This is a genomic window from Asticcacaulis sp. P2_C5 (genome assembly GCF_056404555.1).
The window spans coordinates 87250-100791 of the sequence record NZ_JBFUDU010000010.1; the positions used below are offsets into that span (position 1 = coordinate 87250).

The 13542-nt window shown below is 55.7% G+C and carries 11 protein-coding genes and 1 tRNA gene; 9 read left to right on the plus strand and 3 right to left on the minus strand.

The window, feature by feature from the left end; genetic code table 11:
* Positions 1-106 precede the first annotated feature (106 nt).
* Both AC1DXO_RS17900 and AC1DXO_RS17905 read left to right on the plus strand, forming a co-directional pair.
* Positions 107-193 (plus strand) — tRNA-Leu (locus tag AC1DXO_RS17900).
* Between the two features lie 308 nt (positions 194-501).
* Positions 502-1041: a Panacea domain-containing protein gene (locus AC1DXO_RS17905; protein ID WP_476979539.1), complete on the plus strand. Its 540-nt coding sequence runs from the start codon at positions 502-504 to the stop codon at positions 1039-1041.
* 704 nt (positions 1042-1745) lie between these two features.
* Here AC1DXO_RS17905 and AC1DXO_RS17910 read toward each other — a convergent pair.
* The 3 genes from AC1DXO_RS17910 to AC1DXO_RS17920 all read right to left on the minus strand — a co-directional run bounded on the left by AC1DXO_RS17910 (position 1746) and on the right by AC1DXO_RS17920 (position 4969).
* Positions 1746-2660, minus strand: coding sequence for a metallophosphoesterase (locus tag AC1DXO_RS17910; protein ID WP_476979540.1), 915 nt, complete (start codon positions 2658-2660; stop codon positions 1746-1748).
* Between the two features lie 109 nt (positions 2661-2769).
* Entirely contained in the window at positions 2770-3876 is a 1107-nt protein-coding gene (locus AC1DXO_RS17915; RefSeq protein WP_476979541.1) for a hypothetical protein, read from the minus strand.
* A 175-nt stretch (positions 3877-4051) separates the two neighbouring features.
* Positions 4052-4969 carry an HNH endonuclease gene (locus tag AC1DXO_RS17920; RefSeq protein ID WP_476979542.1) on the minus strand — a complete coding sequence of 306 codons (918 nt, stop codon included), beginning with the start codon at positions 4967-4969 and terminating at the stop codon, positions 4052-4054.
* A 562-nt stretch (positions 4970-5531) separates the two neighbouring features.
* On the opposite strand from AC1DXO_RS17920, the gene AC1DXO_RS17925 reads away from it, so the two are divergent.
* From AC1DXO_RS17925 to AC1DXO_RS17955, 7 genes are all read left to right on the plus strand, one after another.
* Positions 5532-6965 (plus strand): hypothetical protein, encoded by a 1434-nt coding sequence (locus AC1DXO_RS17925; RefSeq protein ID WP_476979543.1) that lies wholly within the window; start codon positions 5532-5534, stop codon positions 6963-6965.
* A 613-nt stretch (positions 6966-7578) separates the two neighbouring features.
* Positions 7579-7782, plus strand: a complete 204-nt coding sequence (locus tag AC1DXO_RS17930; protein ID WP_476979544.1) for a hypothetical protein — start codon at positions 7579-7581, stop codon at positions 7780-7782.
* Positions 7783-7789: 7 nt separating this feature from the next.
* On the plus strand, positions 7790-9448 hold the full coding sequence (locus tag AC1DXO_RS17935) for an RNA-binding domain-containing protein (protein WP_476979545.1): 1659 nt from the start codon (positions 7790-7792) through the stop codon (positions 9446-9448).
* Between the two features lie 280 nt (positions 9449-9728).
* The gene (locus AC1DXO_RS17940) at positions 9729-10802 is read left to right on the plus strand and encodes a hypothetical protein (protein ID WP_476979546.1); all 1074 of its coding nucleotides are present in this window, start codon (positions 9729-9731) and stop codon (positions 10800-10802) included.
* A 177-nt stretch (positions 10803-10979) separates the two neighbouring features.
* A complete protein-coding gene (locus tag AC1DXO_RS17945; protein ID WP_476979547.1) occupies positions 10980-12305 on the plus strand; it encodes an NAD(P)/FAD-dependent oxidoreductase in 1326 nt (441 codons plus the stop codon).
* A 115-nt stretch (positions 12306-12420) separates the two neighbouring features.
* Positions 12421-13137, plus strand: coding sequence for a response regulator transcription factor (locus AC1DXO_RS17950; RefSeq protein ID WP_476979548.1), 717 nt, complete (start codon positions 12421-12423; stop codon positions 13135-13137).
* A 99-nt stretch (positions 13138-13236) separates the two neighbouring features.
* A complete protein-coding gene (locus AC1DXO_RS17955; protein WP_476979549.1) occupies positions 13237-13539 on the plus strand; it encodes a hypothetical protein in 303 nt (100 codons plus the stop codon).
* The last annotated feature ends 3 nt before the right edge of the window (positions 13540-13542 follow it).

Consider the following 13542-nt stretch of genomic DNA (forward strand, 5'->3'; position numbering starts at 1 on the left):
TGTGGAAAAGCGCAAAAACGTCATGTAAGCCGTTGACCGGCGAAAACTTTCCACTTATAGGTCGCCGCCTTCGCACGTAAGTGCGGATACGCTGACCTGATAAAGTGCCCAGGTGGCGGAATTGGTAGACGCGCTGGCTTCAGGTGCCAGTGATGTAACAGTCGTGAAGGTTCGAGTCCTTTCCTGGGCACCATCGGTTTGTTCGCAGCATATGCGAATATTTGAAAACTCCTTATAAATATGATGTTTGGCGGGCTAACACTCCGCATCTGTAGCCTGTTGCAAGAGGTGTGACGCCCAAACCTCGCGTTGGAATTTTGTGCGCGGACAGCGTTTTGGGCCGTTCAAAAGGTAGCTGACTCTGTTAAAGGTGTTGAAAGCTATCCACACCACACTATATCTGTGCTGTAAGTTCGTATTTCGTTCTGCAAAATTTGCGAACCAAATAAGTCAAAAGGCCAAATAGCTCAAAAGGAAAGAGCCTCAACAGAGAGGCATATCATGCTGCGATTTCAGTTTAATGAGAAAAAGGCTGTTGAAGCCATTACGCATATAGCGTCTCAGTGGCCTGGGATTACGTCGTTTTATGCGTCGAAAGTCCTCTTCTTTGCTGAAAAATGGCACCTTAATAGATATGCCCGACCGATCGTTGCCGACACATTTATCGCGATGCCAAACGGACCCGTGCCGTCTACGATCTATAATTTCATCAAGGGCGAATTGGACCAGGCCGGCGACCCGGAGGCGGTCGTTGCGGCTCTGACGATTAGCCAGGGAAGCTATCGTCAAGTCACCGCCAAACGTGTGGCAGACACGGAACAGCTCTCCCCCAGCGACATTGAATGCTTGAACGAGGCGATTGAGTTTTGTCGCGGCCGCAAGTTCGATGACCTGTCAAACCTGACGCATCAGGAACGCTCCTGGCTTGAAGCCGATCAAAACGGCCCGATGGACTACGAATTGATGATTGATGGCGACGACGACGTTCGTGGCGCAATTATAGCAGAGGCCAGGGAATTTGCGGCCTACGGTGTCTTGTGAGCATTGGCGATGTGGTTGTTGTCAATACGACGCTTGCCAGGCCACCCAAGGACAAGATTACGGTTTGCATTGCCCTTGAGCCAAACCTCTTTCTCTGGATCAATACAAACGCAGCCAGACACGGCATAGGCCAGCTGCCTCTGACCAGCGCAGACCATGCAGCACTGGACAGAGATTGTTTTCTGGATTGTTCGCGCATCACGACATTCTCAGCCGACGAAATGGCAACCGCGCGCAACAGGGGACCGATAAGTCCAGAGCTGGCGCAGCGCATCCATGATTTTATTAGTTCCAGTCCACCGTCCACCCTACGTCCTTTCCAGGTAAAGATCATTTTGGACGGTATGGTAGAGTTGCTCGCCAGATAGATGCCGTCGTCGGAATTCGGCTTGGCCGCGCCTCGTTTTCCGGGCTACCGTATCCACACATCTCCTAGCTTTAGTCAAAATCAGCCAGTCCTCCACCGTAGCCCATAAGGGCGTTGCGGGGGAGCGGGGCGCCCCGTGGCGTGGCGCCGCTTGTCGGCGACGGAGGGGGGCTTACGTATCCTGTTCATCCGTTGCCCTCTTGGGGTCCTTCCGGATGTCTGACCTTTCTTCGCCCACCCTGCGAAGCGGGGAGGGGGGACCGCGAAGCGGTAGGCGGGGCCCTTTGGTCAGAGGCAACAACACCGCCGTTGGCATAGCTTGCCTCAACGCCTTACCCTACACCGAGACGAACTTCCCGGCATCCAGCACCGGTTCGCCATCGAAGCGATAGGCGACCAGCGGCCCGCCCTTGGCCACGCTGTAATCGACGCAGGCCACCATGGGCGACAGTGGCGCGATACCGTGGTCGGCATTCAGCCAATAATGGCCGATAAAGGTCGGACGGTCGGGCGCCTTCACGGCGTCGAGGTCGGTTATGGCGATATCGGGGATGATCGCATCACCGGTGCCCATAGCGGCGTCGCGATAGGTGCGCGCATGACTGGTCCACCACTTGATGCGCACCTCATGGCGTTCGTGGCCGTCCTTGTCGTGGAAGCTGACCCCGGGCGGCAGGGTGACCTCACGCCCTTTCAGCAGGGTCTCGACGGCCGCGTAGACCTTCGAGCCGCGCCGGCTGGCCGCCACCACCAGATCCCGGTCCAAACGATGTCCGGGTTTGAGGACAGGCACCAGCTCCGCGACGCTGGGCGCATGCCAGCAGGCATGGACGACGCGAAACTTCGGCATCGCCAGCCATAGCGGAAGCCCCAGGAACCAGTCCGTCCATTCTTGATGCAGGCCTGAGTCCTCGCCGACCTCAGCCAAAAAGGCGCGATGCTGATGCCGATTCTTTTGGTTCCGTGGGCGCAGATAGGCGCCGTCGTCATCGGGATCCGGCATGGCCCAGGCGATGGCGTTGAATTCATGATTGCCCATGACGGCCAAAGCCGTCCCGCTGTCGATCATCGGCCGGACAATGCCCAGGACCTCGAGCTGACCGGGGCCGCGATCGACAAAGTCGCCGACGAAGATGGCGGTGCGGTCGGAATGACGCCACGCGCCGGCCGTGTCGCGATAGCCCAGCTTGGTCAGCAGCGCCTTGAGCGGCTCAGCGTGCCCATGGATATCGCCGATGATGTCATAGGGCATGGTGGGATGATCCAGTCTTGCACGAAAACGGATTTCTATCGGACTTTGCAGCGTAATTCCTGCCGATACGTCTAATGGCAGCCACCACCTTGGCGTTCCAAGACGAACGTCAAGATTCTAAGTCAGAATCAAGGGTTTCTGCGGCCTCGATTATGGCCGTGGCCGTTGGCTTTCTTACATCAAGTGCCGACAAGACTTTTACGACTTCCTCCACCTGGTTGACGGCGTCTTCGATCACGCGTTCCATTTCAACGCCTTGCCTAAGCAAAAGAGGAATACCGACCTGGCCGTCCTTCACATAGAGCCGTGGCGGAAATTGGGTCTCCCAACTGGCCAGAGCTTGTCGAACGATTGCGGCCCGGCCATCGATCCCTGCCGAGAAAATCAACCACATCGGGCCTCGTCCAAACAACGACCACCAGTCGGCGGCATACGCCAACCAACCGCAGATTCCTCCAAGCCAGAGATAACGGCCGTAGCCGTATATAGTCGGCGTTTTTCTAAGGCCCTCGCCGGTTACTCCGGGTCTCTGAAGCGCCTTTTCCGAGATGCTGATCGCCAGATTAGCGAAATCAACCTGACGTCTGGCAATTTGAAGGTTAGAGAGTTCCTCAGCATGCAGGGGCAAGATAGCCTTGTCGTCCTGCATATCGGCCAGACTCATGAGTTGATCCAGGTCGTTTGCACCCTCGCGATGTGAGTCCGCATCGAAGCGGCCTCGAATTATGCCTAAAATGGAGCGCCATGACGACAGCAAGACACTGGGCTTTCCAGGGAGCCTGGAAATCGCAAACGGGTTGCTGCCCGAAAGTGCAGGATAGTTCAGTTCGGAAATTCTATAACTCAACTCCACCCGCAGTAATTCAAACCGTTTCTCGGGGCCAACGAACAAGAGCGCCGATTTGTCATCATCTTTCAATTGAACAAGATAGTTGTTCGGCTGGTTGTCCGTAAGGCCAGCCCAAAACTTGCCTTCGATAAGAAGCGCGTGGTTACCTGCCTGGTTTTTACAGGCTATGTCGACACGACCTGATGCGTCCAGGGATTCCTCATGATCCGCGGAGGCAAGGTGGTGAAGGTCCAGGCCCTGCGCGTAAAGGTACTGGTGCAAGGCTTCCCGCGCTGACGAATGATGGCGCAGGATGTAAGCCAAGCCTTTCGTGGCGATTGGCTCGGCGTCCCCGATCGAGCGGGTCAATGCCGCCAGTATACTCACCTTGCCTCCTTGAAAATATCGCTTTGCAGTCTAAAAACTACGCACGGTATTCAGCGTCAAATTAACCACAGCCCAAGGCTGCCGTGCTGTACTCACCCAGCGTCACCAAAGGTTTTTTGCGGCTCGGCCTGCCGATAGATATCGCCGATGACGTCATTGACCATGGTACTAAAGCTCAGACTCGGAAGCGATTGTCGTTGTGCCAGGTCAGTGCCGATACGTCTGGCTGATGTCGCGAGTTTTGCGGCAGGGCGATATGCTGGCCTTGCAGGGCGTAGTAATGGCGGCCGTTGTCGTAGTCTTCCTTAATCTTGGGACTGACTTCAAAGCGGAAATCGGGCGTGACGGTCACATAGCCGGCGTCGAACAGGCTATGGATATCCCGGCGCAGCAGTAGGCCGTTCCGAGCTTCATGCTCGCCGCCATCGGCGTAAGGCTTGATATGAGCGGCCTCCAGGGCGGGGAGGGTCTTCTCTCCGGTAATTGCGCAACGCCGATTGTAATTGTCGGTGACCACCACGCGGAAGGCGCCTTGACCGAGGCGTGGTCGAACGAGGTGTGGAGCGCCGTAACGCGCGCCTTCACTGACTCCGGGAGCTACCTGCATATCATGCAGGCCGTTCATGCGTTCCCAGAGTGCCAGGCCCTCCGCATCGCCTGTGTCATAGGTCTTGAAGGTGACGATGTTGTTGGCCCAACTGTCGGGCGGCTTTATCCACTGGAATTCGGGCAAGAAGAACGGCTGAGTCAGGATGCGGCACCCGATGGTGAAATCGGAGCGGTCGTTGGGATCGACCTTGCGGTATTTGGCAATTCGGCGACGCATTTCCTCGGCGGACGCGGCGCCATTGGCCCGGCCGAAGGATTCCCAAGCCAGGGACCAGGGGAGAGCTGTGCCGTAGGCGAAAATGCCACCGCCGACGATAAAGTTATGTGGCGCGTGCAGCTTGAACAGGAACAGTTCGCCCGGCTGCAGCGCCTTGAAATTGACCGAGGACGGTGCCCAGAAATTGACTTCGGTCAGATCGGGCTGACGGCTGAGCATGTCGAACCAGGCTTTATCGGTGACGGCGACAACCAGCTTGATGCTCATAGTATTTCCCCGAGAGCGAAAACACGAGTCCGTGTTGCCGTGGAAGTGCGTCGGATCATTTATTGCCTGTACTGGCGCATGATTGCTTCGGCTAAGTCAATTGCTTACGGCGCCAGGACCACTGGAAGAGCGCCCAGACTACGTGTGAAGTCTTTAAGGAATCGGCGTGATTACGTCACTACTATCTGCACTGCCTGCGCCAGATTTTGGACCGTATCGGCAACAGGTATGCACAACACCTGAACAGGTGAAGGCCTAGCCCCAAAAAGCCTGTGCTATGAAGGCGTTCTAGCTACGCTGGTCGGCTATTGCCGCATGAACCACCATCAACAAGGTGAAAATAAGACGCATTGATCTATAGTATCCTCGTAGCTCGCACTAATCCACGCGGCTTAGAGGTACTTTCACGATATTGACAATACAATACGGACATTATGCGATGGCCAGCTTTATTGTTTGAGCTTCACCGGCGCATCGGCGACCGTTGTAGCGTACAATTATTGGTTATTGTAATCACATGCATTTTCGCATAGGTTGAGTCGTTCTTTCGTGAGGGCCAAATATGCCAAAATTTTCAACTTATTTCAGATTGAATTCGACGCAACATCAACTGGATTTTGTTGACGTAAGTAATGATTATGATACTCCGGTCTACGTTGACCCTTACGCAATTGAAATTAACGATGATATCTGGGCAGAAAAGGCCTCGGAATTAATACGGATTTTTTTTAAGGAAGTCTTGGATAGCATTAGAGCCGGCGACAAATTACGTGCTCAGGGATTAATGTCTCATCTTCATGAGCCAAAAGAAACCTTTTTAGGAGTTTCAAAAGGGAGTCCGAAGGGAAGGGGTGTTGGCGCAAGACAATCCAATGAGTTGATAAAGGCTATAGCCGGGAGTAAAGCGTTTAAGACCGGCATACTTGGGGACCTTTCTGAGATGGCGCTGTATGTTGAAGGCGTTGATAAAGATAAAATATCAGATTTAACCACAAATATAATTAGGTCACTATTAATAACGTATACCAACGAGCAGTGTCAAAATTTTGGCATAGAGACACTGGAATACAACGGGCCTCCAATTTGGGATGGCAACCGTAAGAATTGGATTTCAAAAAAAGCTATGCTTCCATACATTGACGGTGATCCAATTATATTGGTTCCAAAATATATTGTTAGAAGGCAACTTTCTCTAAATAGCCAGGAATTTTATAACAAGCAGATTACGGATTTTTTTGTTCAAGAAGCTATAAGGGCAACTAGTTCCTTAGTACAAACTCTGAAGGGCGGAAAAAAAGTCCAAAAAATTACAAAATCTGAAGTGCGTGAGAAGCACCCAAAAGACAAAGAAATGATTGCTGAACTGGTCAGGAAACATCCAGAGCTTTTGCAAATATACAAGGACATAGCAAAAAAACACCCATCATTAGTATCATTTGAGGATACAGGGATAACATATGGCGATGCGTGCAGATCACTAATAAATGTTCTGAAAAAAATACCTGTTGGGGCGTCGGATGCCAACAATTATCATACTGTGGCCATGGGAATTTTAACCCTACTATTCTACCCTTTGTTAATTCAACCTCACAAGGAATGGGAGATTGACGACGGACGGAAGCGAGCTGATATCGTTTTCACCAATTCGGCGAACGACGGATTCTTCTCTCAACGCCGTGATGACAGTAAAACAAATGCAAATACCGTAATATTTGAGTGTAAAAATTACAAAAACGACATAGAAAATCCAGAAATTGATCAATTATTGGGCAGGTTTGACAATAATAGAGGAAAATTTGGCATAATAACTTGCCGATCAATTGACAATGAAAAGCTACTTCTGCAGCGTTGCCGAGATTTGGCACGAAAGGAGCGGGGTTACATAATCACGCTGACTGACGATGACCTAGTGAAGATGCTAGAATACAAGAGTGAATTCAAAGACAATGTCATAGAAGAAATGCTTTATAAAAAATTTAGGGATATAATTGCCTAGGCCTCAGCCTAATAATGCCTTGATCCAGATGAGTATAGAAACAATTTTGACCGCAACCAGGAAGTTGAGATAGGCATATAGAGCAGCATTTACTCGGAATCGTTTGAGCTTGCTGATGAAGCGCTCAGCCAATTTCTTTGCTGATCTTTATAGTTCTGACGTCATGCCAGAGGATCTCAGAAAAACACATCGCACCCTAGAGTTCACAGGAGATCGATTTTTACCGAGAGGCGCCTTTTGACGGCGACCCCGAAAGGGTTGAGCATCTCTTCAGGCCTTACAAAAAAAAATGAAAGCTGGACTCCTAGTGGCTTCGGGAAGACGAAAGTACGACAGGTAAAATCTGCCCAAAGGTAAATCCTCTCTCAGAGCGACGATGATGAATCAGTGTGGTCTTGGGGGGCATAAAAAGCTGTATGTTGAGGTGAAGAAGAACGGGGCATGGACCGTCAGTCGAGTTGATAAAACCCGATATCGTCGACACATATCGACATGTCGAACGATATCGACATGATCGAACTCCAACCCAAAACACCTAATCTATCGATCGACCAAGATGGTTGATTTCGCCGTAGTACCGTCTTAAGCCTTGGCGATTGCGACGGAGGACAAGATGGTCAAGCAGAACGTGAATGATCTGTCGGGACTGCTCCGCTTTATCAAGCAGGACGGCTGGGAAGCCGAGTTCGAGGCGGTCCTGGTCGAACATCTTGGCGACGTCTTCCCGGACGCCGGGTTCGTTTCCGACCCTGTAAAGATCAATGTCGAACTGATCTTCCGCCAGCTGTCCCCGCGTACCAATGTCAAGTCGATCTGAGGCCCTCATGGATGCGAAAGCACTCAATGCAATTCTGACCGGACTCATCGCGCAGTGGGAGAATGAGGTCATTGAATTCAAAGAGGCGACGGACAGCTTTTCCACCAACGATATTGGGAAATACGTCTCTTCCCTGTCGAATGAAGCGAACCTGCACGGTCTCGAAAAGGCATGGCTGGTGTTCGGCGTCAGTAACAAGACCCGCAAGGTGACCGGCACGTCTTACCGCGCCGAACCTGAACGTTTGAACGGCCTGAAACAGCAAATAGCCGAAAGCACCGACCCTGGAATCCACTTTCGCGGTCTCCATGTGCTTGATCATGTGGATGGCCGCGTCGTGATGATGGAGATTCCGGCGGCGCCGCGCGGTATTCCTATTGCCTGGAAGGGCCATTATTACGCCCGCGCCGGCGAGAGTCTTGTTTCGCTCCCCCTTGATAAACTAGATGCCATTCGCGCCCAGACGCTGAACAGCGACTGGACCGGTCAGGTTGCCGATCGTGCCACAGCAGACGATCTCGACCCGACCGCGCTGGCCGTCGCCAGAGCATCCTTCGCCAGGAAACACGCCAACCATTTTGCCGACGGTGAAGTGGCAGGGTGGCCGCTGGACACTTTCCTCGATCGTGCCCGGCTGACCATCCACGGCCGGATCACACGGGCGGCGCTGCTGCTGATTGGCAAGGCGGAGTCAGCATCGTTACTGTTGCCACATCCTGCGCAATTGACCTGGAAGCTGGAGGGGCCGGAGCGGGCCTATGAGCACTTCGGGCCACCGTTCCTGCTGACCACGACCCAATTGTTCCAGCGGATTCGCAATATCCGTTTGCGATTGCTGCCTGACAACACTCTGCTGCCAGATGAGGTGCAGAAGTACGACCAGACCGTGGTCATGGAGGCCCTGCACAACTGCATCGCGCATCAGGACTATCGTCGTGACGGCCGGGTCATCGTGACTGAGTGGCCGGATCGGCTGGTGCTGGAAAACGAGGGCGGCTTCTTCGAGGGGCGGCCGGAAGACTATGTGACGGGTGTGAAGACGCCGCGCCGCTACCGCAACCCCTTCCTGGCCCAGGCCATGGTCGAACTGAACATGATCGACACCATGGGCTATGGCATCCACCGGATGTATCTGGAGCAGCAGAAGCGCTACTTCCCCATGCCGGACTACGATCTGTCATCGACTGACGCGGTCAGTCTCTCGGTGCCGGGCAAGGTGGTCGATCCGGCCTATACTCAGTTGCTCATGCAAAATACCGGCTTGCCGTTGGTCGATGTTCTGGCGCTGGACCGTGTGCAGAAGCGATTGCCCTTGACGGACGACGCCGTAAAGCGGCTGAAGAAGGCCGGTCTCATCGAGGGTCGCAAGCCGAACTTCCATGTCTCAGCCATGGTCGCTGCGGCAACGTCCGGCAAGGCGCAGTACATCAAAACGCGCGGCTTTGACGATCAACATTACGAAAGCCTGATCACAGATTACTTGAGAAAATTCGGCAAAGCATCGCGCAAGGACATAGATGAACTGGTCTTGGATAGGCTGAGCGATGCCCTTACAGTCGAGCAAAAAATGTTCAAAATAGGTAACATTTTGAGTAAGTTGCGCAGGAAAAATATTATTTATAATGCCGGCGGACGGTCTACGGGCGAGTGGCGTTTGGCGGACTAAAACAAGAACATTCTACGAAAGAATTACGAAAGCCTACGAAAGATCGTACGAAAGTACCGGCATTATGAACCTTAAGTTTAAACTCCAGGCCTACCCGACCGCCTACATAAGACACGATGATGCCGACTAAATACCGAATAAACCGGGTCAGGGAGGATTGACCATGGACATCGTCGGGAAGTGATGAATGCGGTGACGTCATCGAAGCGCGTGAGCCGGCCAAGACGGTTGATTTCGCTTTAACATCGTCTTAAGCCTTGGCGGTGCGACGGAGGACAAAATGGTCAAGCAGAACGTGAATGATCTGTCGGGACTACTCCGCTTTATCAAGCAGGACGGCTGGGAAGCCGAGTTCGAGGCGGTCCTGGCCGAACATCTGGACGACCTCTTCGAGTCGCTGGATGAACTGGCCGGGCTGGCCGATACCGATACGGTCATGGCCGTCTGGGGCTGCGTATTCGAGGACTTCGTGACGCGCAGCTTCGGCGCGAAGGGCAATATCATCGATACCTATCTGCCCAAGCGCGGGTGGCGGGAAGGCCCCGGATCGCGCGCCTATATGAAGGCGCTGCGCACGTCGGTGATCAGCCTCTATGCCATCAGCGACGTTGTGCCCGGCACCTCGTTCAAGGCGCGCGATCTGATCCGCGGCGACGACCCGGTCACAGTCTATGAAGGCACGGCCAGCCGTACGCTGGGGGCCGGCCACGTTCTGGCGGCGCGCGTGGTCACCGTCCTGGGCAAGGTCGGCATTGCCGGCGGCATCATGGGGTTTCCGGACGGCGCGGAAGTCTTGCTGGAGATGCTGAAGGAATTCTTCGACAAGACCGAAGACGCACCCTGGCGCGATATCGGTGACGACCGGCTGCGTGCGGCGGCGCCACTGGTCTCCCAGGCCTGGCTGGAGATCGTCATGGACCAGGCCATGGAGGACGAGGACGACGGAGCGGCCGATCTCATCGTCGAGGTCGAATTCTCCCTGGCGCGCAAGGCCAAGGTGGGCGAGGTCGTGGCGGCGCTGGGCACGGTGGCGCAACTGGAGCTGCACGACGTCCGGACTTGGCTGTGGATGCACCCGGACCTGGATCAGGACGGCAAGGAGATCGAGCTGGGCGTGCTGGAACTGGAAGACCGCAAGCTGATTCTGACGGTTGACGACGACCCCATGGCCGAGGTGGGGATTGCCATGTTGCAGGCGGCGCTGGGCAAGCTGATCGGAAAGCCGAAGATCACGCGCGAGACGGTGGACGACCTGCTGTCGGACCCGGAGTTGATGCGGCTATTCGCCGAAGGCCTGGGCGACGAGGAAGAGGACGAAGTCGTGGTCGAGGATGAGCCGGCGAACGATCGCTAAGGTCGGTTTGGCCCCGGCCTGATGTCAACGGCCGCTGTTACGAATATGGTGGTTGAGTTTGTGTTGCGTTGCAGCAATTCGAAACATCAGTTTCTTTGACAGCGGACGGTGGACGTCGTGATGCTGGCAGCGGATCAAGCGGCTTCGCGTCCGCTGTATGCCTAACGGGCCCGGAAGATGGAACAGGTTGCTGCACGCAAGACACAAATCGTTATCGTTGGCGGCGGCGCCGCCGGCCTGGAACTGGCCCGGAAGCTCGGCGCGCGCTTCGGCCGCAAGCGCCACGACATCATTCTGATCGACCGCAACCGGACGCATATCTGGAAGCCCCTGCTTCATGAAGTGGCCGCCGGCTCGCTCGACGCCAGCCTCGACGAAATCGGTTATCGCGGCCACTGCCATCGCTGGGGTTACCGCTACCTGTACGGCGTCCTTGACTCGATCGACCGCACGGCGCGCCAGGTCCATATCGCCCCACTGATTGACGAAAACGGCCGCGAAGTCGTGGCCGCCCACACCGTCCGCTACGACTATCTGGTCCTGGCCTACGGATCCATGACCAACGACTTCGGCACGCCGGGCGTCGCCGACAACTGCACCTTTCTGGATCGCCGGGACCAGGCCGACCGCTTCCGCGACCAGTTGCTGAACCACTGTCTTCGCGTGTCCCGCGCCATGCAGACCGATCCGCAGTCCGATGCCCATGTCCGTGTGGCGATCGTCGGCGGCGGCGCCACCGGTGTCGAACTGGCCGCCGAACTGTATAACGCCGCCGACGCCCTGGGCCATTACGGGCTCGAAGTCTTCGATCGCAGCCGTCTCGACGTCACCCTGCTCGAAGCCGGTCCACGGATCCTGCCTGCCTTGCCTGAACGCTTGGCCGACGCCGCGGCGCAGGAACTGGAAGCGCTGGGCGTCAAGGTGCGACCGGGCACGGTGGTCACCGCCTCGTTGGCCACCGGCATGGAAACGGCGGGTGGCGTCTTTGTCCCTGCCGACCTCCAGGTCTGGGCCGCCGGCGTGAAGGCGGTGCCCATTCGCCACGGACTCGACGGCCTCGAATTGACGCGGGGCGGCCAGGTCGTGGTCAGGCCGACCCTGCAAGTGCCCGGCGACGACCGCGTTTTCGCCATGGGCGACTGCGCCTTCTGCAAGCTGCCCGGTCACGAAAGGCCGGTGCCGCCGCGCGCTCAGGCCGCCCACCAGATGGCCGCCACCGCCAATGACAACCTGGTCCGGTTGATGTCGGGCAAGCCGTTGCGGGATTTTGCCTATCACGACCATGGTTCCCTGGTCTCCCTAAGCCGCTTTTCGACGATCGGCTCCCTGATGGGCAGCCTGGTCGGTGGTAAGCTGGCGATCGAAGGCAGGCTGGCACGTTTCGTCTACATGTCCCTGTACCGCATGCATATCCTGGCCGTGCATGGCTGGCTTCGCGGTCTGGCCGTCATCGCCGTCGGCCATATCAGCCGTTTCGTCCGTCCGAAGCTGAAACTGCACTGACTGCACCCAACCCTTTCGCTGCGCTTATTTTATTGGGGTAGTTTCCTATCGATTCCCGGACCGCCAAGCCTCATCAATGGCCTTGCATTACAATCCGGCGGAACAGGTATTACCCATGACCAACAAAAATCCCAAAATTCTCATCGTTGATGACGAGAGCGAAATTCGCAACATGCTCGGTATCTTCCTGGGCGTGGAGGATTTCGAAGTCATCGAAAGCATCAATGGCAAGGACGCCCTGCGTTCGGCGATCAGCCACAAGCCCGATCTGATCCTTCTCGACCTGGGCCTGCCCGATATGGACGGCAAGGAGGTCATTACCTCCCTGCGCAGCTATACCCAGACGCCGATTATCGTGCTGACGGCGCGCTCCGAGGACGATCAGGCGGTAGAGTCGCTCAATCTCGGCGCCGACGACTATATCACCAAGCCCTTCCGGGTCGATGTGCTGCTGGCGCGTATCCACGCCAATCTGCGCCATCGCAACAGCCGCGTCGCGCCTAGCGAAAGCCTGGTCAACGGGCCGGTCGAGATCGATCTCAACCGCCACGAAGTCCATGTCTACGGCAAGCCTGTCGCCTTCACGCCCAAGGAATACGATCTGTTGAGCATGTTCGTCGGCAATCGCGGCCGAATCGTCACGCACAAGCAGATCCTGAAAGACGTGTGGGGCGCCGCCCATATCGACGACCGGCAATATCTGCGGGTCTATGTCGGCCAGGTGCGCGACAAGCTGGCCCAGGCCGGCCTGTCGGACGTCATCGTCTCTGAAGCGGGCATCGGTTACCGCATGGAGATGCTGCCCGAACATGTGCTTGAGGCGGCCGAATAAGCTTCTGGCAAATCAGGGATTTTGCCGCTGGAAACCAGTTCCGTATTGGTCCTTAACCTCGATTTCGCTAACCTCTGATTAAACAATATGGAGGTTGCGTTGCCACATCAAACCGCTTTCAGCCACTCGAAAACCCTCGGTCGCGATATGGCCTTGTCGTTCGAGGGCGCATGTCTCAAGCCTGGCGACACCTTCACGCTCAAAACGGCCGCCGAACACGTCGAAGGCACGCTTGAAACCGTCGGCCCGGAGCTTCTCACCCTGCGGGCGGGTACCCGAACAGTCCATTGTCGCCCGTGGCGGAGCGGCGACACGGCGGTGCACAGGCTGCCTGGCGCCAGTTCAAACTGGACCGTCTACAAGATCGAGACGGTCACCGGGGCGGACCGGGAAACCGCGTAGGCC

What these genes read in the sequence shown, in the direction of transcription:
- AC1DXO_RS17905 (WP_476979539.1), top strand. Translation starts at nt 502, where the DNA reads ATGCTGCGATTTCAGTTTAATGAGAAAAAGGCTGTTGAAGCCATTACG.
- AC1DXO_RS17910 (WP_476979540.1), bottom strand. Translation starts at nt 2,660, where the DNA reads ATGCCCTATGACATCATCGGCGATATCCATGGGCACGCTGAGCCGCTC.
- AC1DXO_RS17920 (WP_476979542.1), bottom strand. Translation starts at nt 4,969, where the DNA reads ATGAGCATCAAGCTGGTTGTCGCCGTCACCGATAAAGCCTGGTTCGAC.
- AC1DXO_RS17925 (WP_476979543.1), top strand. Translation starts at nt 5,532, where the DNA reads ATGCCAAAATTTTCAACTTATTTCAGATTGAATTCGACGCAACATCAA.
- AC1DXO_RS17930 (WP_476979544.1), top strand. Translation starts at nt 7,579, where the DNA reads ATGGTCAAGCAGAACGTGAATGATCTGTCGGGACTGCTCCGCTTTATC.
- AC1DXO_RS17935 (WP_476979545.1), top strand. Translation starts at nt 7,790, where the DNA reads ATGGATGCGAAAGCACTCAATGCAATTCTGACCGGACTCATCGCGCAG.
- AC1DXO_RS17940 (WP_476979546.1), top strand. Translation starts at nt 9,729, where the DNA reads ATGGTCAAGCAGAACGTGAATGATCTGTCGGGACTACTCCGCTTTATC.
- AC1DXO_RS17945 (WP_476979547.1), top strand. Translation starts at nt 10,980, where the DNA reads ATGGAACAGGTTGCTGCACGCAAGACACAAATCGTTATCGTTGGCGGC.
- AC1DXO_RS17950 (WP_476979548.1), top strand. Translation starts at nt 12,421, where the DNA reads ATGACCAACAAAAATCCCAAAATTCTCATCGTTGATGACGAGAGCGAA.